This window comes from Mycobacterium sp. 94-17, from assembly GCF_035617725.1.
Taxonomy (GTDB): Bacteria; Actinomycetota; Actinomycetes; order Mycobacteriales; family Mycobacteriaceae; genus Mycobacterium.
In genome coordinates, this window is sequence record NZ_JAPIYN010000015.1 from 47883 (window position 1) to 72803 (window position 24921).

A 24921-nucleotide genomic window follows, 5' to 3' on the forward strand; every position below is an offset into this window, starting at 1 on the left:
TTGCCTGGCATCGGCCCGGGTGCTGCGTAGACTGACCGGATGCTGGAAAAGATCCGCGGGCCCGCCGATCTGCAGCACCTTTCGCAGGATGAACTTCGCGAACTGGCCGCCGAGATTCGCCAGTTCCTGATCCACAAGGTCGCTGCCACGGGCGGACACCTCGGGCCCAATCTGGGCGTGGTCGAGCTGACCCTGGCCCTGCACCGGGTGTTCGACTCGCCCCACGACCCGATCGTCTTCGACACGGGCCATCAGGCCTACGTGCACAAGATGCTGACGGGCCGTTCGCACGACTTCGAGAGCCTGCGCAAGAAGGGCGGGCTGTCCGGATATCCGTCGCGGGCCGAGAGCGAGCACGACTGGGTCGAGTCCAGCCACGCCAGCGCCTCGTTGTCCTACGCCGACGGCCTGGCCAAGGCCTTCGAGTTGAGCGGGCATCGCAATCGCCACGTGGTCGCGGTGGTCGGCGACGGCGCGCTCACCGGCGGCATGTGCTGGGAGGCGCTGAACAACATCGCGGCCTCCGGCCGCCCGGTCATCATCGTGGTCAATGACAACGGCCGCAGCTACGCCCCGACGATCGGCGGCGTCGCAGACCATCTCGCCTCGCTGCGGCTGCAGCCGGCCTACGAGCAGGCCCTGGAGAAGGGCCGCGACGCGCTGCGCGCGCTGCCCCTGGTCGGCAGGATCGCCTATCGCGTCATGCACAGCGTCAAGGCCGGCATCAAGGACTCGCTGTCGCCGCAGCTGATGTTCACCGATCTGGGCCTGAAGTATGTGGGCCCGGTCGACGGGCACGACGAACGTGCGGTGGAGGCCGCGCTGCGGCACGCCCGCGGTTTCGGCCACCCGGTGATCGTGCACGTGGTGACCCGCAAGGGGATGGGCTTCGCGCCGGCCGAGGACGACGAAGCCGAGCAGATGCACTCCTGCGGAGTCATCGACCCGGTCACCGGCAAGGCGACCAAGGTGGCCGGGCCCGGCTGGACGGCGACGTTCTCCGACGCCCTCATCGGCTACGCGAGGAAGCGCCGCGACATCGTGGCCATCACCGCCGCCATGCCCGGCCCGACCGGGCTGACGCCGTTCGGGCAGCAGTTCCCGGACCGCCTGTTCGACGTCGGCATCGCCGAACAGCACGCGATGACGTCGGCGGCCGGCCTGGCGATGGGCGGCATGCACCCGGTGGTGGCCATCTATTCGACGTTCCTCAACCGGGCCTTCGACCAGATCATGATGGACGTGGCGCTGCACGAGCTGCCCGTCACGATGGTCCTCGACCGGGCGGGCATCACCGGTTCCGACGGCGCCAGCCACAACGGGATGTGGGACATGTCAATGCTGGGCATCGTGCCCGGCATGCGGGTGGCTGCACCCCGCGACGCCACCCGGCTGCGCGAGGAGCTCGGGGAGGCGCTCGACGTCGACGACGGCCCCACGGCGCTGCGCTTCCCCAAAGGTGATGTGGGCGAGGACATGCCGGCGCTCGAGCGGCGCGGATCCGGTCTGTCGGCCGTCGACGTGCTGGCGGTCCCGGCCGCCGGGTGCCACCACGACGTGCTGCTGATCGGTGTCGGCGCGTTCGTGCCGATGGCGCTGGCGGTGGCCAGGCGGCTACAGGACCAGGGGATCGGCGTCACGGTGATCGACCCGCGCTGGGTGCTCCCCGTGTCGGAGACGGTGGTGGAACTGGCGGCCGGGCACAAGCTCGTCGTCACGTGCGAGGACAACGGGGTCAACGGCGGGGTCGGTTCGGCGGTGTGCGCCGCCCTGCGCCGCGCAGAGATCGACGTTCCCTGCCGCGACGTCGGACTGCCGCAGCGGTTCTACGAGCACGCCTCCCGCAGTGAGCTGCTGTCAGATCTGGCGCTGACCGACCAGGACGTGGCCCGCCGCATCACCGGTTGGGTCGCCGCGCTGGGCAGCGGCGTCGCCGAAGCGGAGATTCACGAACACCTCGATTAGCCCTCATCGCCGGGTTCTGCGGGCGGCCCCCGCAGCGCCCGGGCCAGCACCGGATCCACCAGCTCGCGCTGCCACGGCCGGGCCTGCCCGGCGCGCAGAAACGTCTCGACGGCGTCGAACGGGTCACGAGTGTCCACCCAGTCCCAGCACAGCCGTCGCACCAGGTCCGGCGAGACCAGGTTCTCGGTCGGGACGTTGACTCGCTCGGAGATCTCCGACAGCGCCGAGCGCGCGGCCTCCAGCCGGGCGGCGGCCTCGGGTTTGCGCCTGCTCCACCGCGCCGGCGGGGGCGGACCGTTGGGCGGCTCGCCGTCCCCGGGCGGGTTCTTGTTCCGTCGGGCCTCGTCCAGCGCCGCCAGCCATGTCGCGGCGCTGCGCCGCTGATTGCGCCCACCGAATACGGGCAGAGCGACGAGTTCCTCCACGGTGGTCGGATTGGCCAGGGCGGCATCGATGATGGCCGAGTCGGGCAGGATGCGGCGTGGTGCGATGTCGCGGCGCTGCGCGATCCGGTCACGCGTCAACCACAATTCGCGGACCGCGGCCAGCCCGCGCTGGTCGCGCACCCGATGGATGCCCGACGTTCGCCGCCACCGGTCCCGTCGCACGGCGGCACCTGGATCCTTCGATCCCGTGTCGCGCAGGTAGTCGAATTCCTGTGCGGCCCAACCGGTTTTGCCTTGTTCCGCCAGAACGTCGGCGATCGCCGCGCGCAGCTCGATGAGCAGTTCGACGTCCAGGGCGGCATAGTTGAGCCATTCGGCGGGCAGCGGGCGCTTGGACCAGTCGGCCGCGCCGTGGCCCTTGGCCAGCCCGAAGCCCAGCAGCCGTTCGACCATGGTCGCCAGGTTCACCCGGTCGAACCCGGCCAGCCGTCCGGCGAGCTCGGTGTCGTACAGCGCCGGCGGCCGCAAGCCCACCTCCGCCAGACACGGCAGGTCCTGATCGGCGGAGTGCAGGATCCATTCCCCGTCGCCGAGCACCTCGGCCACCGGCCGCATGGCCTCGAGCGGATCACCGCCATGGCTCACCGGATCCACCAGTACGGTGCCGGAGCCGGCTCGCCGGACCTGGATCAAATAGGCCCGGTTGGAGTAGCGGAACCCCGATGCCCGCTCGGCGTCGACGGCGAAGGGCCCGTGCCCGCGGCCCAGTTGCTGCGCGGCCGCCCTGATGTCATCGACGCTCACCGAGATGGGCGGGACGCCCTCGGCGGGGTGCGGCAGCGGGGTGGGGACGGGGTCGGCGCCGGCGCCGGCAGACGCGGCGCCGCCCGACCCGTCGGCCGACGGGTCACCCATGCTAGGCGCGTGACCGCGAGCTCAGGTCGGTGACTCCCGCGGGCGGCAGACCCGCGGCGTGCTCCAGTACCTCGCAGAACGCCTCGACGTGCCCGCCGACGGCGGGCGACGACGCTGTCCACGACGCGCGCAGCTCGAGCTGGTGCGCGCGTGGCGGCCCGGAGATGTCTCCGTAGCGCACCGATGTGGTGGCGGTGACGGTGCCGCCCAGGGCGATGATGTGCTCCATGCGTGACTCCAGTGCCTCGACTAGCCAGCTCCACGCTACTTCGGGCAGCAGCGGGTCGACCGCCTCACTGGGGTCAAGGTCGGCCTGGATGTAGGCGACCATGCGGATGGTGCCGTCCCACGCGTCGGCCCCCTCGGGGTCGTACAGCAGGATCAGCCGTCCGAAGGCGTCGCCGTCGGAACGCTCCGGAATGATGTCACGATCGGGATGTTTGACCTCGGCGCCCAGGGCGTAACTGTGGGGAGCCAAGCGTTGCGGCGGCCGGATGGGACCCAACTCGATCTCCGGCCGCACGACGACGGCGTTCATCGCCGCCACCGCCTCGCGGAAGGGGGCCGGTTCGGATGAGGTCACTGGGCTGCGCTCCTGTCCTTCCCGACCGTTCTGCGTCGTTGCGGCACGGGTCACAGGGATCGACGGTAGACCTACCGCCCGACACGCCGCGACAGGCGCGCCGCGTTTCAAACCCGCCGCGACCAAGCCGTTACCGAGCCTCCACCAAACCTATATGTGCAGCTCAGCGCAGTCAGCGGGGGAAACGGGCCTGGCGTTTCTCGCGGTGCGCCGCCAGGCCTTCCTGCACGTCGGGGCCGCTGAAGCTGAGGAATTCCAGGCCCACCGAGGTCTCGAAGGTGGGACCCATCATGCGGTACCAGTGGTTGAGGCTGCGCTTGGTCCACCGGATCGCGTTCTGCGCGCCCTGCGCCAGGTTGTCGGCGATGCGGGTGGCGGTGGCCAGCACGTCGTCATCGTCGACGCAGGTAGACACCAGCCCGATCCGTTCGGCCTCCTCACCGACCAGCGTCTCGCAGGTCAGCAGGTAGTACTTGGCCTTGGCCATGCCGACCAGCAACGGCCAGCAGATCGCGGCGTGATCGCCGGCCGCCACGCCGAGCTTGGTGTGCCCGTCGATGAGCTTCGCGGTGCGGCCCGCGACCGAGATGTCGGCGAGCAGGGCAACCACCAGGCCCGCGCCCACCGCCGGGCCGCGGATCGCCGACACCACGGGGGTGTCGCAGTTGATCATGTTGTGCACCAGGTCGCGGGCTTCGCGCATGATGCGGATTCGGCCCTCGTAGTCGTTGATGGTCTCGTCGATCAGCTCGAAGCTGCCGCCGGAGGAGAAGGCCTTGCCCTCGCCGCGCACCAGGACCGCGCGCACGGCCGGGTCGCGGTCGATCACCGGCCAGATGTCGGCGAGGTCGCGGTGCATCTGCGGGCCCACCGAATTCAGCCCCGGGGAGTCGAGAACCAGCGTCAGCACGCCGTTGTCGCCGAGCTCACGGCGGAGGCTTCCGAACTCGTCGTAACTCACTGGGGGCTGGCTGACGGGCATCTCCGAGCTCCTGACGTTTCAATCGGTTGCGGTCGTCGATAGTACGCAGCGGCGTTCGGTGTTCCGCGGTCATGGCAGCATTGAGGCTGATGAGTACTCGCCGCGACCTTCCCGAGTCGCCGTATCTGGCCGCCGTGAGTGGCCGCAAACCGAACCGGATTCCGGTGTGGTTCATGCGGCAGGCCGGTCGCTCGCTGCCCGAATACCGGGAGCTGCGTGCCCAGACCGACATGCTGTCGGCCTGCTTCGACGCCGGGCTGGTCTGCGAGATCACCCTGCAGCCGGTGCGCCGCCACGACGTCGACGCGGCGATCCTGTTCTCCGACATCGTGGTGCCGCTGCTCGGTGCGGGCATCGACTTGGACATCGTCGCCGGGGTCGGGCCGGTGATCGAGTCGCCGATACGCACCGCCGCCGATGTCGAGGCGATCAAACCCCTTGAGCGACAGCGGGTTCAGCCGATATCGGATGCGGTGTCGCTGCTGGTGAACGCCCTCGGCGATGTTGCGCTGATCGGCTTCGCGGGTGCCCCGTTCACCCTGGCGTCGTATCTGATCGAGGGCGGTCCCAGTCGCCACCACGCGCGGACCAAGGCGATGATGCTGGCCGAGCCGCAGACCTGGCACGCGCTCATGGAGAGGCTGACCGACATCACCGTGGGCTTCCTGCGGGTGCAGCTGGAGGCCGGAGTGGATGCCATCCAGGTGTTCGACTCGTGGGCCGGGGCGCTGTCCCTGGCGAATTACCGCGCCTACGTGCAGCCGCACAGCTCCCGGGTGTTCGCCGCGCTGGCCGACTTCGGCGTGCCGATGACCCACTTCGGCGTCGGCACCGCCGAACTGCTGGGTGCGATGTCCTCGGTCGGCGCGAACGTGGTGGGCGTGGACTGGCGGACGTCTTTGGCCGACGCGGCCGCCCGCGTGCAACCCGGGACGGCGTTGCAGGGCAACCTCGATCCGGTGGTGGTGCTGGCGGGATGGCCGGTGGTGGAGCGCGCGGCGCGCGCGGTCGTCGACGACGGGCGGCGCGCCGTGGACGCCGGCGCGGCGGGCCACGTCTTCAACCTCGGCCACGGTGTGCTGCCCGAAACGGATCCCGGTGTGCTGACCGATCTGGTGTCGCTGGTTCACTCCCTATGAGCAAACCCTCGTATTGTGTTGTGGGGGGTGGCATTTCGGGTTTAACGGCGGCCTACCGGCTCCGCATGGCCGCCGGCGACGACGCCGTCATCACGCTGCTCGACCCGGGCGACAGGCTCGGCGGCGTGCTGCGCACAGAGGTGGTCGGCGGGGTGCCGATGGATCTGGGTGCCGAGGCTTTCGTGCTGCGCCGCCCCGAGCTGCCCGCGCTGCTGTCGGAACTGAATCTAGCTGATTTCCAACGGGTTTCGAGCGGCGCACGCCCGCTGATCTACAGCGGGCAGGAGTTGCGTGCGCTGCCCGCCCACACCGTGGTCGGGATCCCGTCGTCGCCGGCGTCGGTGGCCGGGCTGGTCGACCCGGCCACGGTGGCCCGCATCGAGGCCGAGCCTTCCCGCCCGCTGCCGTGGGAGGCGGGCGACGACCCCGCCGTGGCTGACCTGGTAGGCGAGCGCTTCGGCGACCAGGTGGTGTCCCGGTCGGTGGATCCGCTGCTGAGCGGGGTCTACGCGGGCTCGGCGGCCACCATCGGCCTGCGCGCGGCCGCCCCGACGGTCGCGGCGGCGCTCGACAGCGGCGCTACCAGCCTGACCGGCGCCGTGGAGCGCGCGCTGCCGCCGGCCACCGGCGCACCGGTGTTCGGGGCGATCGAGGGCGGCTACCGGCTGCTGGTCGACGAGCTGGTCGCTCGCGGCCGCCCGCGGTGGGTGCAGGCCGCGGTGTCACGGGTCGAGCGTGTCGACGCCGGGTGGTCGGTGGTCGATGACACCGGCGCCCGCCGGGTCGCGGACGGGGTGGTGCTGGCCGTGCCGGCCGGGCAGTGTTGCCGCCTGCTGGCCGAGATCGCGCCGCGCACCGTCGCCGCCGCCGGGCGCATCACGAGTGCGTCGTCGGTGGTGATGGCGCTGGCCGTGCCGGGCGACACCGCGTTCCCCGAGTGTTCGGGCGTGCTGGTGGCCACCGGTGAGCGGTTGCGGGCCAAGGCCATCACGCTGTCGTCGAGAAAGTGGGGCGTGCGCGGCGGGCCGCAGCTGCTGCGGCTGTCGTTCGGGCGGTTCGGTGATCGCGTGGCCGCCGACACGTCCGACGACGAGTTGTTGACCTGGGCGTTGGGCGACCTGTCCACCGTGTTCGGGCTGACCGTCGAGCCCCTCGACGTCCGGATCCGGCGCTGGATCGATGCGATGCCCCAATACGGGCCCGGCCACGCCGATCTGGTCGCCGAGGTGCGCGCCGGCCTGCCGCCCGGGCTGGCCGTGGCGGGCAGCTACCTGGACGGCATCGGCGTGCCGGCCTGCGTCGGCGCGGCCGGGCGCGCGGTCGAGGCGCTGCAAGCGCAAGTGGCACGATAGGTTCCATGGCCAAGCTCGACTACGACTCGCTCAACTCCACGATCCGCTACCTGATGTTCTCGGTGTTCTCCGTCGAGCCGGGTGAGCTCGGCGAACAGCGCGACGACGTCATCGACGAAGCGAGGACGTTTTTCAAACGGCAGGAGGAGCGCGGGGTCGTGGTGCGCGGTCTGTATGACGTCGCGGGGCTGCGGGCCGACGCCGACTTCATGATCTGGACCCACGCCGAACGCGTCGAGGCGCTGCAGGCGACCTACGCCGATTTCCGGCGTACCACGGCGCTGGGGCGTGCCAGTTCGCCCGTGTGGAGCAGTGTGGCACTGCATCGCCCGGCAGAGTTCAACAAGAGCCACATCCCGGCGTTCTTGGCCGGTGAGGAACCCGGCGCCTACATCTGCGTGTATCCCTTCGTGCGGTCCTACGAGTGGTACCTGCTGCCCGACGAGGAACGCCGGCGCATGCTCGCCGAGCACGGCATGGCCGCGCGCGAATACAAGGACGTGCGCGCCAACACGGTTCCGGCGTTCGCGCTCGGCGACTACGAATGGCTGCTGGCCTTCGAGGCGCCCGAACTGCACCGGATCGTCGACCTGATGCGCGAACTGCGCGCCACGGACGCCCGACGGCACACTCGCGAGGAGACACCGTTCTTCACCGGCCCCCGGGTGGCGGTCGAGCAGCTGGTGAATGCCCTGCCGTGACAACGCCATTCGACCCCAACGATCCCACCCGTTTCGAGCAGATGTACCGCGACCCGCGGACGGCGCACGGCCTGCCGGCCGCCACACCGTGGGATATCGGCGGCCCGCAGCCGGCCGTCCAGCAACTCGTCGCGCTGGGCGCCGTCAGGGGTGAGGTGCTCGACCCGGGCACCGGCCCCGGCCATCACGCCATCTATTACGCGTCCCAGGGGTATGCGGCGACCGGTATCGACGGCTCGGCGGCCGCCATCGAGCGCGCCCGGGAGAACGCCGCCAAGGCCGGGGTGTCGGTCGATTTCGAATTGGCCGACGCCACGAAGCTGGACGGGTTCGATGGCCGCTTCGACACGGTGGTCGACTGCGCCTTCTACCACACCTTCAGCACCGAACCCGAACTGCGCCGTTCCTATGTGCGGGCGCTGCACCGCGCCACCAAGCCCGGCGCGCGGCTGTACATGTTCGAGTTCGGTGCACACAACGTCAATGGCTTCAAGATGCTGCGGTCGTTGTCCGAGAACGACTTTCGCGACGTGCTTCCCGACGCCGGCTGGGAGATCACTTATCTGGGCACCACCACCTACCGGGTCAACGTCAGCTCCGAGTCCATCGAGGCGATGGCCCAGCGCAACCCGGACATGGCCGACCAGGCGGAGAAGCTGCTAGAGCGCTTCCGGGTGATCGAGCCGTGGCTCGAGGGCGAGCGGACGCATGCGCCGTTCTGGGAAGTGCACGCCACCCGGGTGGATTGACGCGGGCCGACGGCGGCTCGGGCCCACGTGTCACCGTTGCCACCGCTGGAGGGAAGTGGGTTTTTGCCCGCCTCGTAGCGACAACCCGGATAGGAGGTCGCACAGCTGGCGCGGTTGTCGCTGAATTGTCGCTCAGAGGCGGGCAATCAGCATGCCCGGTCAGCGCGGGACTCTTGAGGCGTCTGGGAAACGACCCGCGGGCTACCCGCCCGCCGGCACCAGGCGCAGCGAGACCGAGTTGATGCAATAGCGCTGATCCGTCGGCGTCGGGTAGCCCTCACCGGCGAACACATGACCCAGGTGGCTGTGGCAGTTCGCGCACAGCACCTCGGTGCGCGTCGTGCCCATCGAGTGGTCGGGCCGCAGGATCACCGCGTCGGACTGAGCCGGGTCAAAGAACGACGGCCAGCCGCAATGCGACTCGAATTTCTCTGTGCTGCGGAACAATTCGGCACCGCAGGCCCGGCACTGATACACACCTTCGGTTTTGATGTCGGTGTATTCGCCGGTGAAGGGCCGCTCGGTGCCGGCCCGGCGCAGCACATGGAACTCTTCCGGGCTCAGTTTCTTGCGCCACTCATCATCGCTGAGCTGCACCTTGGCCTGCGACACGTCGGGGGAAGTCATGCATCCACGCTAGCGCTATTGGCGGTGACCCGCTGCGCCCGGCTGCGCCGCGCTTGCGATCACCGCGCGGCGCTCGGCCGTCAGCCAGCCCGGATCGATGCCATCCTCCAGCCGGTTCTCGGCTCTGGCGTCCAGATAGCGGAACAACAGCACGGTGAAGGCGACGATCAGCAACAACGACCAGCCGTAGGTGATCTTCAGGTAGTGCAGTGCGCGGCCGTAGCGCATCGCCCGGTAGATCAGCCAGTCATCCAGCGTCATGAAGCCATAGATCCCCAGCCAGGCCGGCCAGTTGCGGATCAGCGAGTTCTGCAGCACCACCGTCATCAAGAACGGGAACAGCATCATCGAGTAGTAGCCCTGGGCCAGCGGCAGCACCAGCCAGGAGCACAGCAGCAGCACACCCGACGAGCTGGTGATCCAGAACAGCGGGTCCCGGGTGCGGTAGTAGCGGTAGAGCAGCCAGAGCGCGCCGATCGCAAGCAGCACGAACAGGATTCGCATGAACACGATCAGCCAGGTGGGCAGGCCGAAGTACACGCCGTTGCCCTCGATGGAGCTGTTGAAGTAGTCGCGGGTGCCGCCGATGTACGGCAGGGTCTTGGTGACGAAGTCCATCGGGTCACTGACCAGGGGCCAGGCGGCGAGGTTGATCGCCACCGGGACCGCAATCGCCGGCACGAGCGTCCGCCACTGGCGATTCAGCAGCGGCAGCAACAGCAGCGGGCCCAGCACGGGTTTGAGGGTGAGCGTCAGGCCGATCACCAAGCCGGCCCACCACTGCCGGCTCACCCTCTCGTCCAGCAGCCACCGCAGGAACAACACCTCGGCGAGCAGGACGCAGCCGTTGATGTTGGTGAACACCAGGGTGCTGGTCACGCTTTCGGTGCAGAACATGGCAAGCAGCAGGGCGGGCGCGGCCACCGAAGCCAGCGTGAACCTGAACATCCGCAGCAGCAGGTACCAGGCGATCAGGATAGCCACGGTGTTGATCAGGATGAACAGGAAGCGCGACGGCGTGAATGGCAGGTACCCGAACGGCGCCATCAGCAGCGTGCCGCCCGGCGGGTACAGGTAGTGCGGGTCGACGTAGTCGAAGTGCTCGTTGTAGATGTCCCAGCCGTGCCGGAAGTTCAGCACCGCCCGGTACACCGGCTTGAAGTCGTCGGTGATGTTGCCGTTGAGCGTCAGGATGATGCTGCGGTGCAGTACCGAGAAGATGGCTGCCGGCCACAACGCCGCCCGTAGCACGGTCGCGACGCTCGGCGCGCCGGTGCGGGGACCAAAAGCTGCCAGGGTCCGATCGCGCAAGCCGGTTCGGGTCGATTCAGCTGCCGTCACCAGCGCACCGTACACCGGCGCGCGCGGACGCCGGAAAGCAGTGTCAGGCCGGGCAGTACGTGTCGGTGTTGGGCAATTTGCCGCTGTTGAGATAGCCGATCAGCGGCGGAACGGCGCAGTCCGAGAAGATGCTGGCGCCGTGGCCGATGCCCTGCCACATCACCCGCTTGCTGGCCGCGCTGGCGTTGATGATGCTGGCCGCGGTGGCCGCAACGCCGTCGGTGCCGACGATCGGGTCGTGTTGCACACCGAGCAGCAGCACGTCGACCTTCAGCGTCTTGGGTGTGGGCGGCGGCGAGCCGGTGGGCCAGTGCACGCACTTGACCATGTTGAGCGCGGCGACGGTACCGAAGTCCGGGTAGAGCTTGCCCCAGGCGACGACGAGTTCGCGCACCCGGTCCGGCGTGGGGCGGTTGACCGTGTCGCTGCACACGTTGACGAACTGGCCGTCGGAGTCCCGGACGCCGTTGGCGTGGTTGATCAGGCTGTTCAGCGCGTTGGTGTCGCCGGAGCGGGCGCCCGCGAGGACATTGGCCAGGTTGGTGGTCGCGTTGACGCGGCCGCCCGCGGGATAGCCGAGCGCGACGGTGATGGCGTTGGCCACCTGCGCCACCGACGCGCCACCGGGACCCTTGCCCGCGCGCGCGTCTGCCAGCAGGGCGCTGACGGCGCCCTTCGGGTCCGCGCCCAGCGCGCAGTTCACCGCGATGCACTGCGCGGCGAAGGCGTCGAGGGCGGACTGCTGGCCCTTGACCTGTTGTTCGGCGACGGCTTCGGCGTTGGTGCCCAACGCGACCGGGGAGTCGAGGATCAAGCGGGCCACCTTGTCCGGCCGCGTTCCGGCGTAGGCCAGCGCCACCTGCGCGCCGTTGCCGATGCCGACCAGCGCGAGGGTGGGCACGTCCCACAAGCTGCGCAGCCGCTCGATGTCGAAGGCGGCGTGAGCATCGTCGTAGGAGGACGCGTTCGGGCCGATCCCGACCGCGTCGCCGCAATTGGTGGTGGCGGTGTTGGAGACCTCGGAGAGGTTGGCCACCGGGTCGTCGCCGGTCTGGAATTGCGACTGGTCGCGCATCTGCTGACGGTCGAATTTGTCCCGGCAGTCGATGGGGCTCGACATCCCGATCCCGCGGCGATCGACGGCGACGACGGGGTGGGTGGTGAGCACGTCGGCGCCCGCCCGCGACAGCCAGACCGGCAATTGCGCCGAGGACGGCAGGTCGGAGCCGGTGGTGAAGACCAGCGGACCGGCGTCCGGGGGCGTCTGCAGCGAGCGGGCGCGCACCACGCCGATGCTCAGGGTGCCGCCCCCGCCGTTGACCGGGTCCAGGTCGGCGTCGTAGTTCGCGCAATCCAATTGGACGCCGGCGGCGACGGGGACCGCCGCGTCGGCGAACACCCGTGACGTGCAGTCGTGCCACGCCAGGTCGTTCTTGGGTGCGGCGATCGGCGGCGGGCCGGCGGGCGGCGGCTTCGGGGGCGCCGCCCCCTGCGGGCCCGCACCGGAATTGGTGGCGAACCGCGGGTCGGCGGCCAGCCCGGGAACGCAGCCGGCCAGCAACGCGGTCACCGCGACCAGGATCGTGGCGCACGTGTACGGCCGACTCATGCCGACCACAGTAGCTAGGCCTTGACGTAGCGGGTGTAAAGGTAGCCGGCGTCGTCGGTCAGGACGTGGGCGCAGCGCATCCGGGTGAGCAGCTGCCCGGCGCCGGTCGCGATGCGTCTGGCCTGGCCGCCGACGAGGCAGGGGGCGATGGTCAAGCACAGCTCGTCGAGCAGGTCGCACCGCATCAGCGAGTCCAGCAGGGTGGGGCCGCCCTCGGTGAGGATGCGGCGCATGCCGCGCGCGGCCAGGGCGGCCAATAGGGCGGCCTCGTCGACCCGCTCGGGATCGCGGCCGGAGCAATCGAGCACCTCGCACAGCCCGCTGAGCGCGCGCTGCGTCTGCTCGACCGCCGCGGTGCAGGTGAGCACCAGCGGCGCCACCTCGGTGCGGGTGAACACCGTCATGTCCCGGTTGAGATGGCCCGAGCCGCTCACGATCGCCAGTTGCGGGACCTCGCTTTGTCCGCGGGCCTGGCGCCGCTGACGCTCGCCGGCGCCGAGGTGGGCGCCGGAGTAGCCCTCGATGCGTACCGTGCCCGCGCCCACCACGATGACGTCGGCGAGTTCGCGCAGCAGGTTGAAGACGAACCGGTCGCCGGGGCCGCCCATCGCGCCGCTGCTGCCGCCCGAGGTGGCCCCACCGTCGACGCTGGTGATGAAGTTGGCCCGGACCCAGGTCCCGTCGTGTTCGGGATAGCCGTAAAGCCTGGGCAGGTCGCCGTCGTCGAGTCCGCGTACCGAACCGAGCAGCGAGAGCGGCGTCTCCGACGTCGCGAGGCTCTCGGGGCCGCCAGAGTCGGGCATGAGTCTGATTGCAGCACGCCGCTACAGTTCCTGCATGCACGGGTCCACCTTCGCGGGCGCTCCGGGCGGCGTGGCCCGGCTGGTGGACCGGAACCCGACGGTGTCGCCGGAGCGGCTGATCGCCCAGTTGCGACCGCCCCCGACCTTCGCCGACGTGAGTTTCGCGACCTATCGGCCTGATCCGGCGGAGCCGACGCAGGCCGCCGCGGTGGCGGCATGCCTGGACTTTTGCCGGCGGGCGGTCGAGCGACGCGCCGGCCGGCGAAAGCTGCTGGGCCGCAGGGGAATTCTTCCCGGTATCGGGCTGTACCTGGACGGCGGGTTCGGCGTGGGCAAGACGCACCTGCTGGCGTCGGCCTACTACGAGTTGCCGGGCGATGGCCCGGTCGGGTCACCGGATGGCCTGGCTCCCAAGGCATTCGCGACGTTCGGTGAGCTGACCCAACTGGCAGGGGTGTTCGGTTTCGCCGAGTGCATCGACCTCCTGGCCGGCTACACGGCAGTCTGTATCGACGAATTCGAACTCGACGATCCGGGCAACACCACGCTGATCGCGCGGCTGCTCTCGTCGCTGGTCGATCGCGGCGTCTCGGTGGCCGCCACCTCTAATACGCTGCCGGAGCAGCTCGGCGAGGGCCGCTTCGCGGCGCAGGATTTTCTGCGCGAAATTAACACGCTGGCAAGCATTTTCACAACGGTACGAATTGAGGGGCCCGACTACCGGCATCGCGGCCTGCCGCCCGCGCCGCGGCCGCTGTCCGACGACGAGGTCGCCGCGCGCGCCGCCCGAGTGTACGGCGCGACGCTCGACGACTTCGACGAGTTGTGCGCACACCTGGCCACCATGCACCCGTCGCGGTACCTGACCCTGATCGAGGGGGTGACGGCGGTGTTCATCACCGGTGTCCACGGCATCGACGACCAGAACGTCGCGCTGCGGCTGGTGTCGCTGACCGACCGGCTCTATGACGCTGGCATCCCGGTGGTGGCCTCGGGTGCCAAGCTGGACACCATCTTCAGCGAGGAGATGCTGGCCGGGGGATACCGAAAGAAGTACCTGCGGGCCACTTCCCGGCTTCTGGCGCTTACCGCCGCGGCTGACGCAGCTCGCGAATCATGACGTAGTCGCTCTCGACTGCGGTGCCCAGCTGAAACGTCCTGGTGCCGGCGACGGTGAAGCCCCACTTGCGGTAAAAGCGTTGCGCGCGTTGGTTTGCCCGATTCACGCCCAGCCACACGCAGCGAACGCCCCAGTCAAACGCGACGGTCAGCACGCGTTCCATCAGCGCCGCGGCCGCCCCGCCGCGGTGGAATTCGGGCAGGACATAGATCTTCGACAGCTCGGCCGCCGGGCGCAGTCGCAGGGCCCGCTGTACGCCGGCGTGGTCGGAGACGCCGCGAACGAGCATGGCGTAACCGATGATCCGGCCGTCGTGACGCGCGGTGACGACGGCGCGGTCCGGGTCGCCGAGGTACTCCTCGAACCGGTTGCCGGACAGGTTGGCGCCGATGAACGACGCGATGTCGTCCGCGCCGGCCGCGGGCGGGCACGCCAGCGGAAAGGTCTGTGCCGCAACGGCAGCCAGTTCCTGCGTGTCACCGGGGTTCGCCGGCGCGATCTGGAACGTTCCTGTCAGAGGTTCCACTGCGCCAGGTGATAGCCCGTCTTCTTGTCCAGCAGGATGACGGCGGAGACGGGATCGCGGTAGGCGTCCCAGTACACGCCGCCGCGCACGATCGCCCCGTTCGGGGCGTTGACGAGCACGTTGTCCAGCGCGTCGGGCGCATCGGAGGCCCGCGGCTTGTACGCGTCGGCGTTGGGGGTCACGCCGTTGAAATCCATCACGGTCGCCATCACGTACGGGTTGGGCACGCGGATCGCGCGAATGGTCACGTCGGCGCGTTCGACGCTGCTGCCGGGAAAGCCGCGGAAGGTGCCCTCGCGGGTGTAGCCGAATCCGGGCGGCGGGTCGCAGGGCGCCACCCCGCTCACGGTGACGTCGGCGATGAACGTGCCGTTGTCCACGCGCAGCGTGTCACCGATGTGGCCGATGGGCGCGTCGCCGGCCCAAGCGCGCGGCGGCGGCGCGGCGCCGACGGCGATGACGCCGGCGGCGGCAATCACCAAGGCGGACGCGACCATCAGCCAGCGGTGCATCTTCGCCATGTCGTGCCTCCTCGGCGCCGTTGCGGGGAACCCTCGCATGATCGCACACGGTCGGCGTCGCGGGGAGGGTCGATCACGAGATGCACTTTCATCGCCGCTCTGGAAGGATCATCAATTCATGAAGCTCTTTCTCGCTTTGGCAGGCTTTGCCGCCGTAATCGGTATGGCCGTTCCGGCGCATGCCGATAGCACCGATGACGCATTCATCGCTTCGCTGGACAAGGCCGGTATCACCTATTCCGACCCGGATAAGGCTGTCGGAGCGGGCAAGTGGGTCTGCACGACCGTCAAAGGCGGAACGGAGATGCCGGATGTGGTGAGCACGCTGGAATCCAAGAACTCGGGGTTGAGCGACGATCATGCCAACATGTTTGCGGCCATCGCCGCCAACGCATACTGCCCGGACCAGGTGACGAGCAGCACCGCGGCGACCCCCAGCGCCACCCCCGCCAGCGGTCCTGGCGCAACGCCCGCCGGCACCCCCTGAGAGAATCCGGCGGCCGTCGGTGAGCGATCCGGGATTTACAATTCCGCACGTTCGCGAAACCTGCTTATAACACTTTGTCGGTACGTTTCGAACGGCGAAAATCCGCGGACCTGCGCCGGCCATTTAGGCCCCGGGCGCTGCCATCTGTCTCTATTTCATCGGCGGGCATATCGCAGCCATTTGGTGCGCCGAGATTCGGGCCGGGCGGAGATCCGGGTGTGCCGGGCGCGCGGCGGCGAGATGCCGATCGTCGGCAGGTTTGCGACAATCACTGCGTTATGCGATTTCTCTTGGGGCTGAGCTGCCTGGCGGCCATGATCGTGCTGGCCGCGCCGGCAGTCGCGGACGTCGACAACGATCAGGATTTTCTCAAAGACCTTCGCGACGTCGGCATCACCTATCAGGACGGCGGCAATGCGATCACCATCGGCAAGTCGGTGTGTGAGCTGCTCGACGACGGGCAGTCGGACGCGAAGATCGTGACGGACCTGCGCAACCAGAACCCGGCCTTCCAGGGCGCCAGCGCGGCCAAGTTCACCTACCTTGCGGCCACCCATTACTGCCCGAAATACATCACCGGCGAGGAACGCGGTTCGAAGCCGGACGGCGCCGCAGGCAACTGAATCGGTTGGGGCCGCAATAGGCTGGTGGCCGTGCGCGCCGATCCCGGACCGCTGACGTGGGCCGCGGCCGTGCAGACCTGGCATGCCGACCTCGTCTGCGCGGCCGTCGTCGCGGTGCTCACCGCGGGATACGCGTGGTGCTTCCGGCGCGGTCGCGACACCGGACGTTGCGCCCGCGGTGCGAACGCCGCCTGCTTCGGCGCCGGGATGCTGGTCTGGTTGCTGGCCACGGTCAGCGCGCTCGGCGCCTACGCATACGTCCTGTTCTGGGTGCGCGCGCTGCAGGTGTTGTTGCTGCTCTACGTGGTGCCGCTGTTCCTCGCGCAGGCCAAGCCGGTCACCGTCTTTCGCAACGCCGCCGGCCCGGAGGGCCGCGACCGCATCGATCGATGGGTGGCGAGCCGGTTTGCGCGGGCGCTCGTCCATCCGGCGACCACCTCGGCGGCGATGCTCGCCACCCCCTGGTTGCTGTACCTGACGCCGTGGTACACCGCCGCCCTGCGCGACGAGTGGATCGGCGCGCCGACGCGAATCCTGTTGGTGGTCTTAGGCTTCGGCTACTTCTACGCCCGGCTGCAGGAAGACCCTGTGCCCCACCGCTACCCGCAGTCGATCTCGCTGCTGATCACCGTCGCCGAGGCGCTCGGCGACGGTGTCCTGGGGTTGGTCCTCTGGCAGGGCTCGTTGATTGGCGCGGCGTATTACGCCGGGCTGCAACGGTCTTGGGGCCCGAATCCGCGCCTCGACCAGACGATCGGCGCCGGCGTCTGGTGGATCCTGGGGGATCTGGTGGGCTGGCCGTTCGTTCTGCTGCTGATGCGCGCGATGTCGCGCGACGAGAAAGCCCACGCCGTCGACGTGGACGCCGCACTGGACGAGGCCGAGGCGAAGACGAACGCCACCGAAGGTACTGCGCCGTCGGGGCTTTGGTGGGAGAACGATCCGCAGCTGCGGGAGCGGTTCCGTCGCGGCTGACGTCACACCTGGGCGGCGCGTGGTAATGCGTTCTTCGCCAACGAGTAACGCCACCGAGAGCGGCGGCGAGGACGCGGTTGCCTTGACTGCGGTTCCTCCATTGTGGTGCAAGTCAGCCGACGGGGATGTGGTCGGCCCGGTTCTCGGCAGCCACCCGTTGTTTCTGGTCCGCGATCACCTGGTTGAGGTAGTCGGCCTTGGCGCAGCCGTAGTACGCCGCGAACTGCAGCGCGAGTTCGTCCATCTCCTCGAACGCGACGTCGCCACTCTTGAGCGCCGCGTATACGTGGGACATGATCGGGATTTCGGCATCCTGGAAGGCGACACAGGCGACGGTGACGAGGCGGCGTTCCTTCATCCCCAGCCCGGGGCGCAGCCACATCTCGCCGAAGACGAAGTTCAAAATGCCGGCTCCCGAGTAGGGGTTGTCGCGCATCGGCGCGAACGGCATGCAGTTGATCTCCTTGAACGACTCCTCGCCGCCCTGTAACCGCTGCTCGGGGTCGCTGGCGGTGGCCAGCGGCAGCAGGGGTTCGGGGGGAGGGGCCGGCTCACCGCGCTCCTCCGCGATCCTGGCCCATTGCAGATCCACCGCGATGTTGAACCGCGACGCCTTGGGCCAGCCCGCGTAGACGGCGAAATGCAGGACGGTCTCCCGTATTTCGGTGATGGTGAGGTCGCCGCTGTTGAGTGCGGCGTACACGTGCTGCTCGAGGGGGGCTTGCGCGTCGGCGGCCGCGACACAGGCCAGGGTAACGAAGCGTCGATCACGGCGGCTCAGGCCCGGCCGCGACCACACCTCGCCGAAGACGAAGTCAATCAAGCCGCGCGCGTACGGGCTGTCGCCATCGGGCGGGTCGATCGTCATCACCTCGGCGAAGGTGCGCATCCCGCGTTCATGTCGCCCGCCGCCGCGCGGCGGGACCTTATCGAATGGTGACACCGGCGTCGACTTTCAGCTCGAGTCCTGTGACATAACGGGATTCATCGGAGATCAGGTAGAGCACCGCGTTGCTTACGTCGGACGCCTCGATCAGCGGTGCGGGCAGGGCGTTCAGGAAGATAGGCACGAGGTCGGGGCGTTGCTCGGCGATCAACGTGTGCATGCTCGGTGGCGCCATGCCGGTCGCCACCCCGGTGGGGTGCACGGTGTTGACGCGGATGTTCTGTGCGGCAAGTTCATTGGCCAGCGCCAGCGTCATCCCGACGATGCCGTGCTTGGACGCCGTGTAGGGCACATGCAGCGGTGTTCCCTTGATGCCGGCCGACGAGCTGATGTTGACCAGGCTGCCGCCGCCGCGGGCGACCAGGTGGGGCAGGGCGGCCGCGCAGGTGTTCCAGGCGCCGATGAGGTTGACGTCGAGGACCAGCCGCCACTGCTCGGCGGTGGTGGCGTCCCAGGTGCCGACGGTGAGCACGCCGGCGTTGGCCACCGCACCGTCGAGCCCGCCGAGCTCGTCGACGGCCGCATCGACCGCGGTCGTCATGGCGGCCTCGTCGCGCACGTCGACGATTTTCGTGACCGCCCGGCGGCCGTGTTTCTCGACCAGCTGCGCCGTCTCGTTCAAGTCGTCTTCGGTGGCCAGCGGGTATTCCAAACCCTCCGGCGTGGAACAGATATCGATCAGGATGCAGTCGGCGCCCTCTTCAGCCAGCCGCACCGCGTGGGAGCGTCCCATGCCGCGCGCGGCGCCGGTGACCACGACCCGTTTGCCGGCGACCCGGCCCGTCGCGTTGGTTGTCATCGGCGCATCAGACCTTGTTGCAGAAGCCGGCGTCGACCGGGAATGTCACGCCGGTGACGTACTTGGCCACGCGCCACCCCGGTGATGAAGGCGACTCTGCCGTCTAGTAAACCCACGGGATTTTCCTCGATTCTTGTCCATCGGTGCAGATCAGAGGCTGGTAACGGCGTTACTCACCGCCACACAGTAACATGGTTACCGTGAAGGCGACAGGTGCCGGTGGGGATGCGATGGACGGCGGTTGCGAGCGGCGGGCGGACCCGATCCTGGACATCGTGGTCGAGATGCTCGACAGCGAGGGCTACGAGGCGGTGCAACTGCGCGAGGTTGCCCGACGCGCCCGCGTGTCCCTGGCGACCATCTACAAGCGGTACGGAACGCGCGACGAGCTCATCGTCGCGGCCCTGGACGGCTGGATGGACACCAATCGCTACGCGCGCCTGCTCTCGCTGCTCGACGGCCTGCACGGCGAGTCAATCTATACCGACCTCATGCACGTGATGAGGACCATTTTCGAGCCGTGGGAACACCATCCGACGATGCTGCGCTCCTATTTCCGGGCGCGATCGGGCCCCGGCGGAAAGCGCCTCATTCAGCGCGGCGTCGACGCGGTGGTGCCCGTCGCCAAAGCGGTTCTGGCGCAGGCGGAGCCGGTATTCGCCGAGGACCTCGAGCTGATCCTCACCGGCGTGGTCTATGGGCTCCTCACCCGATTCACCCAGGGCGAGATCGCCGTCACCGAGATCGTGCCGGGTATCGAGCGCACAGTGTTCTGGCTGACCGTTGCGTATGAGCATGCTCCCGCGGGCGCGATCCGGCGCTGAACGCCGCGGAACCACTTGTGCCGCAGTAAGTCCGCTCACATGAGCGGCGGCGGCAGCAACCAGGCCACCGACGGGTCGATATCCTCCCGGTATTGCGGGCAATAGACGGCTATCGAGAGGCCGACGAAGTAGGCGGCCTGCTTGATGTTAAGAGGCGTTTGCCTCGCCAACTGGAACGCGGGCACCGATGCGTTCGGGTTGGCGGCGATACTGGTGCATACCGTTTGCGCCCGTGCGATCGCATTGGCGTTGTCGGGCATGGTGATTCCACCCTTGGCGAGGCCTGCGAGGAACGCGTCGTCGGCGTCGTCCGCCGTCGCCGGCGCCGCGCAGCAAAGCGCCACGGTGGACAGCACGGTCGCGCACACGGTCCACCACTTCCGGGAACCGACGTTCGCCAGGGTCATGGCCACCCCTCTATGCGTGGGCCAATCGGTGAGTCACGGACGACTCCTATGAACGATAGCCGACATCGCGGTGCCTCACACCGAGGACGCAGATCTGCACCACGCCTGCAGCGGATTTCGGACCGATTCGCCGGAAATCCCAACCAAGATCTCGGCACCAGCAGGGTCACGCTCCGGCATCCCGGCGTACCTTCGCGGGTGTGCTCAGCAGTCTGTGCGCCACGCTGAAGGTGCTGCTGGGCCGTTCACTGCACGAAGTCGCCGGACGCTACGCGTTGTCCTCCGGGTCTTCAGCCAGATACGTGACCTCATACCACCGCCTGCGGGCTGGGGCGCCGGTGTCGTACTCCTCGGTCGCGGTCGCCCGCTCGAGCCGTACGTCGGTCAGATGCGGATTATCCACGCGGATATAGTCTTCGAGCTCGGCGTGCAGCGCGTCGCCGTCCAGGGTCAGATTTGCGAGCGCCCTGTCCGAGTACCTCGTCCAACTCACGCCCCACATCTTGCTCCGGGCGGCGCGCCCCGCGAAATCATGAGGTCATGCCGGCCGGGTCAAAAGTTCTATACTCCACATACCTTTGGAGGTGCGATGGCTACAACCTGGGACACGCTGGACCGCTACGTCGTTATCTCGACGGATACTCATGCCGGGGCGGATATCCACGGTTACAGGCAGTATCTGCCGTCGCGGCTGCACGAGGAGTTCGATGCCTGGGCCGAGGCCTACGCCAGCCCGTTCGACGACCTGATCGTCGCCACGGCCAACCGGAACTGGGACCACGAGCTGCGGATCTCGGAGATGGACGCCGACGGCGTGGCCGCAGAGGTGCTGCTGCCCAACACCGTCCCCCCGTTCTTCCCGAGCACCCCGAACATCACCATCAGTCTGCCCCGCACCCGTACGGACTTCGAGCAGCGCTGGGCCGGTGTGCAGGCCCACAACCGCTGGCAGATCGACTTCTGTTCGCTGGCGCCGGCGCGCCGCCGCGGGTTGATCCAGGTCTTTCCCAACGACGTCGAACTCGCGCTGGACGAGATCCGCTGGGGCGTCGAGCAGGGCTGCTTCGGTGGCGTGCTCATCCCGGCGGTCTCGCCCGGCGACCCGCACGTGGCCCCGCTTTTTCACACCCGCTACGAACCGCTCTGGGCGCTGTGCGCGGACTTGGACCTGACGGTGGTGCAGCATGCGGGCGCCGGCAGCCCTGAGATGCCGATGGACCAGCCGGCCTCCAACGCGGTGCTCATCACCGAGATGGCGATCTGGGCCCAGCGGACACTCGGGCACCTGATCCTGGCCGGGGTGTTCGAGCGGTATCCGACGCTGCGATTCGTGCCGACCGAGCAGGGCACGCTCTGGGTGCCCGGGCAGATCGGCATTCTCGACGCGATGGTGCCCACCATGAAGTCCGACGCCGGCAACCGCACCTACGGGATGTTCGGCGGATCGTCGGTCGACGCGCTGACCCTCATGCCGAGCGAATACGTCAAGCGGAACTGCTATTTGGCCAGCGAGCTGATGCCTTTCGACAGCGCGATGATCGACTTCATGGGACCCGAGCACATCATGTGGGGCAGTGACTATCCGCACGAGGAAGGTTTCGCACCCCATTCCAAGCTGGCCATTCGGTGGGCGCTGCACGACAGACCGGAGGATGCTTGCCGAAAGATATTGGGCGGCAATGCCGCTCGCCTCTACCGGTTCGATCTTGACGCTTTGGTGCCCGTGGCGGGCAAGGTCGGGCCCACTGTCGCCGAGGTGCACACCCCTCTCGAGGACACGGGCTATCGCGCGCCGGCGGCTTTCGGGTACCGGCCGTTTGAAGGGGGGCTGGCCCTCAAGCGGCTGGCCCCGCAGCGACGTTAACCGGACTCTTCGGTCAGCGCGGCACTGAGCCGTCTTGTCGCAGAAGCGAGTTGAGTCCCCAGCTGGGTGACCTGCGCGCCGCTCATCGGCTCGGTGCTGGGAACCAGGCTGAGTATCAGCGCGATGCGTGACTCGCGGACCAGGATCGGGGAGTCGATGTGGCTCACCACGTAGGTGCGGTCCGGGTCCAGGCTGCTCGGGAACCACTCCTCCTGGTGGATCAGTTCGTCGGTCAGCTCCTGCGCCAGCCGGCTCAGCCGGGTGGAACGCACCTCGGCGCTGCGCACGAGGAGCGCCAGTTCCTGCAGGCGCATGTCGGGCAGGAGGTGCAGGCCGACCGCGTAGCCACGCCGCAGGGCGGCGGTGATGGCCTCACGGTAGCGATCGCGCACGTCTTCAGGCAGCGTGGTCAGCCAGCGCTCCCGGGCCTCCGGCCCGGCCCAGGCGACGGTCGACGCGCCGTACGGGGGGCGGTGCGGGAACTGAGTGCCGATGGGCATCGGGTGACCGCCGCCGTGCGGGCTCCGGACCTGATCGACGACGGTGGAGTGGTCGTCGCTCACCGAGAACGCGACGCAGTGGGCGCCCGTCGCGGCCGACAGCTCGGCCATCGCCGAGCGGGCCAGCACCAGAGCCGGATAGCGGGAGGCCGCTTCGCGGCCGAGGCGGACCAGGGCGGGGCCGAGGTGATACGTCTTGCGCACCGGGTCGCGCAACAGCCAGCCGGCGCGGAGCAGCTCGGACAGCATCGAGTGGCAGCTCGCCTTATGGACGTTCAAGTGCCGGGAGACCTCGGCCAACGACATGCCCTGGCGCCCGTCACCCGCCAGCTGCTCGAACAGGTTCACCACCCGCTCGGTCTGCGGGGAGGGACGCGGGGCCATGGGCCCAATGGTCGCATAATGCGAATACTTGCGGTGCTATCTGCGACCATGTGACCATTGCCACAATGACAGAGCTTCGGGGCAGGGTGGCGGTCGTGACCGGCGGGGCGGGCGGCATCGGCCGGGCCATGGGCAGGCGTTTCGGCCAAGAGGGCATGAAGGTGGTGCTCGCCGATGTTCTCGCCGAACCGTTGGACGATGCTGCCCGGGCTCTTGCGGACGAGGGCATCGACGTGGCCGGGGTGGTTACCGACGTCACCGACTACTCCTCGGTCGAGTCGCTGGCCAAGGAGGCGGTCGAGCGCTTCGGCGCGGTGCACGTGGTGTGCAACAACGCTGGCACCGGCGGAGTCTCCGAGGGGTACATGTGGGAGCACGACCTGGCCGACTGGCGCTGGGGGATCGACGTCAACGTGCTGGGCGTCATCCACGGCATCAAAGCCTTCGTGCCGATCCTGCTCGAGCAGGACGACGGGCACGTGGTGAACACCTGCTCGGGCAACGGCGGGTTCGCGCCGATCGCCCGCGGAGCCATGGGCGGACCGGCCACGGCGGTTTACCCGATGACCAAGGCCGCGGTGCTCTGCCTGACCGAGAGCCTCTACACGCACCTGGAAATGGCCGGGGCGCGGGTTCGGGCACATGTCCTATTCCCCGGCGGATTTCTGAACACCGGCATCTGGGAGTCGTGGCGCCACCGGCCGCAGCGCTACGCCGCGACGCAGGAACGTCGCACCCCCGACCAGACGCTGGCACGGGTGGTGGATCGGTTCGAGGCCGCCGGTGCGCACGTCGCGTTCACCCCTCTCGAGACGGTCGCCGACCTGGTCGTCGACGGTATCCGGGCCGACCGCTTCTGGATGATTGGTCCGCCCACATCCGCCGACCAGGTCGTGAGCGCTAAAGCGGCATCGATCCTTGATCGTGGTGAGCCCAATTATCTTGTCGACGTCCTGGGCCAGCATGCCGAGAAACAAGGAGAAAAACGTTGAATGCCAATGCAGTTCGCTACGGTCCACGTCCGCCCGAGGCGCAGGTCGACCACGAGATCGACGCCACCAAGGCGCCCATCGCCACCGAGGCCGTGACCATCACCTACCTCACCGATCCGGAGATCGTCGCGGCGGTCTTACCCCGGCCTCTCACGCCGGCGGCCGAACCACTGGTGCGGATTCAGTTGCAGCGGGTCCGGATCGAGGGCAGGCCACCGTTCGGGTCGGCGGTGTTCTCGGTGACCGCCCGGCACGGCGAGCTGGAGGGTGACTACCCGCTCTTCATGCCGCAGTCCACCGAGCAGTCGGTGACGGGCGGGCGCGAAACCTTCGGCGAGCCAAAGAAATTGGCCCAGATCACGGTGGATCGGGACGGCGATCGCGTCGCCGCCGCCATCGATCGCCTGGGCTATCGGCTCATCACGGTGAACGGCCGGATCCGGGGTCCGGCGGAGTTGCCGCCCGACCAGGTGAACACCGAGTTCTACTTCAAGTTCCTGCGTGCCCCCGACGGCGGCGGCATCACTGACCCCCACCTGGTCTATGGCGAATACCACCGGCACTACGAGCTGCTGGAGGAGATCGACGCCACCCTCGAATTGGGCGAGTCACCGTTGGATCCGGTGGCCGACATCGTGATCCGCCAACTCAGGTCGGTCACCTGGTGTCGCCGGCGCACCATCCAGGTGGGGCGGATCGCGGAGCGGGTGCCGCAGGAATGGCTGCTGCCCTACGTGCACCAGCGCTATGACGACGTGGCCCTGCTTGCCGCCCCCAGGCCCGAACCGGCGCGGGCATAGC

Annotated in this window: 27 protein-coding genes; 13 read left to right on the top strand and 14 right to left on the bottom strand. The window is 68.6% G+C overall.

Annotated features, from left to right (window positions below; translation table 11 throughout):
- Nucleotides 1-39: 39 nt before the first annotated feature.
- Nucleotides 40-1965: a 1-deoxy-D-xylulose-5-phosphate synthase gene (dxs, locus tag OQ789_RS17580; protein ID WP_324687323.1), complete on the top strand. Its 1926-nt coding sequence runs from the start codon at nt 40-42 to the stop codon at nt 1963-1965.
- Here the strand turns inward: dxs and OQ789_RS17585 are convergent.
- The 3 genes from OQ789_RS17585 to OQ789_RS17595 form a co-directional block, all read right to left on the bottom strand.
- The gene (locus tag OQ789_RS17585) at nt 1962-3266 is read right to left on the bottom strand and encodes a ribonuclease D (RefSeq protein ID WP_324687324.1); all 1305 of its coding nucleotides are present in this window, start codon (nt 3264-3266) and stop codon (nt 1962-1964) included. The two genes, dxs and OQ789_RS17585, sit on opposite strands and share 4 nt — an antisense overlap.
- Nucleotide 3267: 1 nt before the next feature.
- Nucleotides 3268-3804, bottom strand: a complete 537-nt coding sequence (locus OQ789_RS17590) for a DUF3000 domain-containing protein (protein ID WP_324687435.1) — start codon at nt 3802-3804, stop codon at nt 3268-3270.
- A gap of 217 nt (nt 3805-4021) precedes the next feature.
- Nucleotides 4022-4831 (bottom strand): enoyl-CoA hydratase/isomerase family protein, encoded by an 810-nt coding sequence (locus tag OQ789_RS17595; RefSeq protein ID WP_324687325.1) that lies wholly within the window; start codon nt 4829-4831, stop codon nt 4022-4024.
- Nucleotides 4832-4920: 89 nt separating this feature from the next.
- On the opposite strand from OQ789_RS17595, the gene hemE reads away from it, so the two are divergent.
- From hemE to OQ789_RS17615, 4 genes are read left to right on the top strand one after another with little or no spacing between them, the layout of a single operon-like run.
- Nucleotides 4921-5970 (top strand): uroporphyrinogen decarboxylase, encoded by a 1050-nt coding sequence (hemE, locus tag OQ789_RS17600; RefSeq protein WP_324687326.1) that lies wholly within the window; start codon nt 4921-4923, stop codon nt 5968-5970.
- Nucleotides 5967-7322, top strand: a complete 1356-nt coding sequence (locus OQ789_RS17605) for a protoporphyrinogen oxidase (RefSeq protein ID WP_324687327.1) — start codon at nt 5967-5969, stop codon at nt 7320-7322. Before hemE ends, OQ789_RS17605 begins: the two co-directional genes overlap by 4 nt.
- A gap of 5 nt (nt 7323-7327) precedes the next feature.
- On the top strand, nt 7328-8023 hold the full coding sequence (gene hemQ, locus OQ789_RS17610; RefSeq protein WP_324687328.1) for a hydrogen peroxide-dependent heme synthase: 696 nt from the start codon (nt 7328-7330) through the stop codon (nt 8021-8023).
- Complete coding sequence (locus OQ789_RS17615; RefSeq protein ID WP_324687329.1) at nt 8020-8772, top strand: class I SAM-dependent methyltransferase; 753 nt, start codon at nt 8020-8022, stop codon at nt 8770-8772. The genes hemQ and OQ789_RS17615 overlap by 4 nt, the downstream gene beginning before the upstream one ends.
- 201 nt (nt 8773-8973) lie before the next feature.
- Here the strand turns inward: OQ789_RS17615 and msrB are convergent, their stop codons facing one another.
- The 4 genes from msrB to OQ789_RS17635 are packed head-to-tail and all read right to left on the bottom strand — an operon-like array spanning nt 8974 to nt 13152.
- Entirely contained in the window at nt 8974-9399 is a 426-nt protein-coding gene (msrB, locus tag OQ789_RS17620; protein ID WP_420716142.1) for a peptide-methionine (R)-S-oxide reductase MsrB, read from the bottom strand.
- Nucleotides 9400-9414: 15 nt separating this feature from the next.
- Nucleotides 9415-10755 carry an arabinofuranan 3-O-arabinosyltransferase gene (gene aftC / locus OQ789_RS17625; protein ID WP_324687330.1) on the bottom strand — a complete coding sequence of 447 codons (1341 nt, stop codon included), beginning with the start codon at nt 10753-10755 and terminating at the stop codon, nt 9415-9417.
- Between the two features lie 28 nt (nt 10756-10783).
- Nucleotides 10784-12349: an alpha/beta fold hydrolase gene (locus OQ789_RS17630; RefSeq protein WP_324687331.1), complete on the bottom strand. Its 1566-nt coding sequence runs from the start codon at nt 12347-12349 to the stop codon at nt 10784-10786.
- Nucleotides 12350-12363: 14 nt separating this feature from the next.
- On the bottom strand, nt 12364-13152 hold the full coding sequence (locus tag OQ789_RS17635; protein WP_324687332.1) for a pyrimidine reductase family protein: 789 nt from the start codon (nt 13150-13152) through the stop codon (nt 12364-12366).
- Between OQ789_RS17635 and zapE the strand changes: the two genes are divergently transcribed.
- The gene (gene zapE, locus OQ789_RS17640; protein WP_324687333.1) at nt 13151-14272 is read left to right on the top strand and encodes a cell division protein ZapE; all 1122 of its coding nucleotides are present in this window, start codon (nt 13151-13153) and stop codon (nt 14270-14272) included. The genes OQ789_RS17635 and zapE overlap by 2 nt on opposite strands.
- Here the strand turns inward: zapE and OQ789_RS17645 are convergent.
- Together OQ789_RS17645 and OQ789_RS17650 are read right to left on the bottom strand one after the other, a co-directional pair.
- Nucleotides 14238-14798, bottom strand: a complete 561-nt coding sequence (locus tag OQ789_RS17645) for a GNAT family N-acetyltransferase (protein WP_324687334.1) — start codon at nt 14796-14798, stop codon at nt 14238-14240. The genes zapE and OQ789_RS17645 overlap by 35 nt on opposite strands.
- Nucleotides 14786-15310 (bottom strand): hypothetical protein, encoded by a 525-nt coding sequence (locus OQ789_RS17650; protein ID WP_324687437.1) that lies wholly within the window; start codon nt 15308-15310, stop codon nt 14786-14788. Before OQ789_RS17650 ends, OQ789_RS17645 begins: the two co-directional genes overlap by 13 nt.
- Before the next feature lie 127 nt (nt 15311-15437).
- Between OQ789_RS17650 and OQ789_RS17655 the strand changes: the two genes are divergently transcribed.
- From OQ789_RS17655 to OQ789_RS17665, 3 genes are all read left to right on the top strand, one after another.
- On the top strand, nt 15438-15806 hold the full coding sequence (locus tag OQ789_RS17655; protein ID WP_324687335.1) for a DUF732 domain-containing protein: 369 nt from the start codon (nt 15438-15440) through the stop codon (nt 15804-15806).
- Between the two features lie 278 nt (nt 15807-16084).
- The gene (locus OQ789_RS17660; protein ID WP_324687337.1) at nt 16085-16429 is read left to right on the top strand and encodes a DUF732 domain-containing protein; all 345 of its coding nucleotides are present in this window, start codon (nt 16085-16087) and stop codon (nt 16427-16429) included.
- A gap of 30 nt (nt 16430-16459) precedes the next feature.
- Nucleotides 16460-17404 carry a cytochrome c oxidase assembly protein gene (locus tag OQ789_RS17665; protein WP_324687339.1) on the top strand — a complete coding sequence of 315 codons (945 nt, stop codon included), beginning with the start codon at nt 16460-16462 and terminating at the stop codon, nt 17402-17404.
- 112 nt (nt 17405-17516) lie between these two features.
- On the opposite strand, the gene OQ789_RS17670 is transcribed toward OQ789_RS17665, so the two are convergent.
- Both OQ789_RS17670 and OQ789_RS17675 read right to left on the bottom strand, forming a co-directional pair.
- Nucleotides 17517-18293: a carboxymuconolactone decarboxylase family protein gene (locus tag OQ789_RS17670; RefSeq protein WP_324687438.1), complete on the bottom strand. Its 777-nt coding sequence runs from the start codon at nt 18291-18293 to the stop codon at nt 17517-17519.
- Between the two features lie 37 nt (nt 18294-18330).
- A complete protein-coding gene (locus OQ789_RS17675; protein WP_324687340.1) occupies nt 18331-19149 on the bottom strand; it encodes a mycofactocin-coupled SDR family oxidoreductase in 819 nt (272 codons plus the stop codon).
- 191 nt (nt 19150-19340) lie between these two features.
- On the opposite strand from OQ789_RS17675, the gene OQ789_RS17680 reads away from it, so the two are divergent.
- Nucleotides 19341-19973: a TetR family transcriptional regulator gene (locus OQ789_RS17680; protein WP_420716143.1), complete on the top strand. Its 633-nt coding sequence runs from the start codon at nt 19341-19343 to the stop codon at nt 19971-19973.
- Between the two features lie 35 nt (nt 19974-20008).
- On the opposite strand, the gene OQ789_RS17685 is transcribed toward OQ789_RS17680, so the two are convergent.
- Together OQ789_RS17685 and OQ789_RS17690 are read right to left on the bottom strand one after the other, a co-directional pair.
- Nucleotides 20009-20380, bottom strand: coding sequence for a DUF732 domain-containing protein (locus tag OQ789_RS17685; protein ID WP_324687341.1), 372 nt, complete (start codon nt 20378-20380; stop codon nt 20009-20011).
- Nucleotides 20381-20648: 268 nt separating this feature from the next.
- The gene (locus OQ789_RS17690; RefSeq protein WP_324687342.1) at nt 20649-20873 is read right to left on the bottom strand and encodes a hypothetical protein; all 225 of its coding nucleotides are present in this window, start codon (nt 20871-20873) and stop codon (nt 20649-20651) included.
- A 96-nt stretch (nt 20874-20969) separates the two neighbouring features.
- On the opposite strand from OQ789_RS17690, the gene OQ789_RS17695 reads away from it, so the two are divergent.
- Nucleotides 20970-22244 carry an amidohydrolase family protein gene (locus OQ789_RS17695; protein ID WP_324687343.1) on the top strand — a complete coding sequence of 425 codons (1275 nt, stop codon included), beginning with the start codon at nt 20970-20972 and terminating at the stop codon, nt 22242-22244.
- Here OQ789_RS17695 and OQ789_RS17700 read toward each other — a convergent pair.
- Nucleotides 22241-23128 carry an IclR family transcriptional regulator gene (locus tag OQ789_RS17700; RefSeq protein ID WP_324687344.1) on the bottom strand — a complete coding sequence of 296 codons (888 nt, stop codon included), beginning with the start codon at nt 23126-23128 and terminating at the stop codon, nt 22241-22243. The genes OQ789_RS17695 and OQ789_RS17700 overlap by 4 nt on opposite strands.
- Nucleotides 23129-23193: 65 nt before the next feature.
- Between OQ789_RS17700 and OQ789_RS17705 the strand changes: the two genes are divergently transcribed.
- Together OQ789_RS17705 and OQ789_RS17710 are read left to right on the top strand one after the other, a co-directional pair.
- A complete protein-coding gene (locus OQ789_RS17705; RefSeq protein ID WP_324687345.1) occupies nt 23194-24120 on the top strand; it encodes an SDR family NAD(P)-dependent oxidoreductase in 927 nt (308 codons plus the stop codon).
- On the top strand, nt 24117-24920 hold the full coding sequence (locus tag OQ789_RS17710) for an acetoacetate decarboxylase family protein (RefSeq protein ID WP_324687347.1): 804 nt from the start codon (nt 24117-24119) through the stop codon (nt 24918-24920). Before OQ789_RS17705 ends, OQ789_RS17710 begins: the two co-directional genes overlap by 4 nt.
- Nucleotide 24921: the final 1 nt, after the last annotated feature.

What these genes read in the sequence shown, in the direction of transcription:
- OQ789_RS17595 (WP_324687325.1), bottom strand. Translation starts at nt 4,831, where the DNA reads ATGCCCGTCAGCCAGCCCCCAGTGAGTTACGACGAGTTCGGAAGCCTC.
- OQ789_RS17705 (WP_324687345.1), top strand. Translation starts at nt 23,194, where the DNA reads ATGACAGAGCTTCGGGGCAGGGTGGCGGTCGTGACCGGCGGGGCGGGC.
- OQ789_RS17670 (WP_324687438.1), bottom strand. Translation starts at nt 18,293, where the DNA reads ATGCGCACCTTCGCCGAGGTGATGACGATCGACCCGCCCGATGGCGAC.
- hemE (WP_324687326.1), top strand. Translation starts at nt 4,921, where the DNA reads ATGAGTACTCGCCGCGACCTTCCCGAGTCGCCGTATCTGGCCGCCGTG.
- OQ789_RS17685 (WP_324687341.1), bottom strand. Translation starts at nt 20,380, where the DNA reads ATGACCCTGGCGAACGTCGGTTCCCGGAAGTGGTGGACCGTGTGCGCG.
- OQ789_RS17635 (WP_324687332.1), bottom strand. Translation starts at nt 13,152, where the DNA reads ATGCCCGACTCTGGCGGCCCCGAGAGCCTCGCGACGTCGGAGACGCCG.
- OQ789_RS17605 (WP_324687327.1), top strand. Translation starts at nt 5,967, where the DNA reads ATGAGCAAACCCTCGTATTGTGTTGTGGGGGGTGGCATTTCGGGTTTA.
- OQ789_RS17630 (WP_324687331.1), bottom strand. Translation starts at nt 12,349, where the DNA reads ATGAGTCGGCCGTACACGTGCGCCACGATCCTGGTCGCGGTGACCGCG.
- OQ789_RS17695 (WP_324687343.1), top strand. Translation starts at nt 20,970, where the DNA reads ATGGCTACAACCTGGGACACGCTGGACCGCTACGTCGTTATCTCGACG.
- OQ789_RS17675 (WP_324687340.1), bottom strand. Translation starts at nt 19,149, where the DNA reads ATGACAACCAACGCGACGGGCCGGGTCGCCGGCAAACGGGTCGTGGTC.
- hemQ (WP_324687328.1), top strand. Translation starts at nt 7,328, where the DNA reads ATGGCCAAGCTCGACTACGACTCGCTCAACTCCACGATCCGCTACCTG.
- OQ789_RS17585 (WP_324687324.1), bottom strand. Translation starts at nt 3,266, where the DNA reads ATGGGTGACCCGTCGGCCGACGGGTCGGGCGGCGCCGCGTCTGCCGGC.
- zapE (WP_324687333.1), top strand. Translation starts at nt 13,151, where the DNA reads ATGAGTCTGATTGCAGCACGCCGCTACAGTTCCTGCATGCACGGGTCC.
- dxs (WP_324687323.1), top strand. Translation starts at nt 40, where the DNA reads ATGCTGGAAAAGATCCGCGGGCCCGCCGATCTGCAGCACCTTTCGCAG.
- OQ789_RS17700 (WP_324687344.1), bottom strand. Translation starts at nt 23,128, where the DNA reads ATGGCCCCGCGTCCCTCCCCGCAGACCGAGCGGGTGGTGAACCTGTTC.
- OQ789_RS17680 (WP_420716143.1), top strand. Translation starts at nt 19,341, where the DNA reads ATGGTTACCGTGAAGGCGACAGGTGCCGGTGGGGATGCGATGGACGGC.
- OQ789_RS17650 (WP_324687437.1), bottom strand. Translation starts at nt 15,310, where the DNA reads ATGCACCGCTGGCTGATGGTCGCGTCCGCCTTGGTGATTGCCGCCGCC.
- OQ789_RS17655 (WP_324687335.1), top strand. Translation starts at nt 15,438, where the DNA reads ATGAAGCTCTTTCTCGCTTTGGCAGGCTTTGCCGCCGTAATCGGTATG.
- msrB (WP_420716142.1), bottom strand. Translation starts at nt 9,399, where the DNA reads ATGACTTCCCCCGACGTGTCGCAGGCCAAGGTGCAGCTCAGCGATGAT.
- OQ789_RS17590 (WP_324687435.1), bottom strand. Translation starts at nt 3,804, where the DNA reads ATGAACGCCGTCGTCGTGCGGCCGGAGATCGAGTTGGGTCCCATCCGG.
- OQ789_RS17660 (WP_324687337.1), top strand. Translation starts at nt 16,085, where the DNA reads ATGCGATTTCTCTTGGGGCTGAGCTGCCTGGCGGCCATGATCGTGCTG.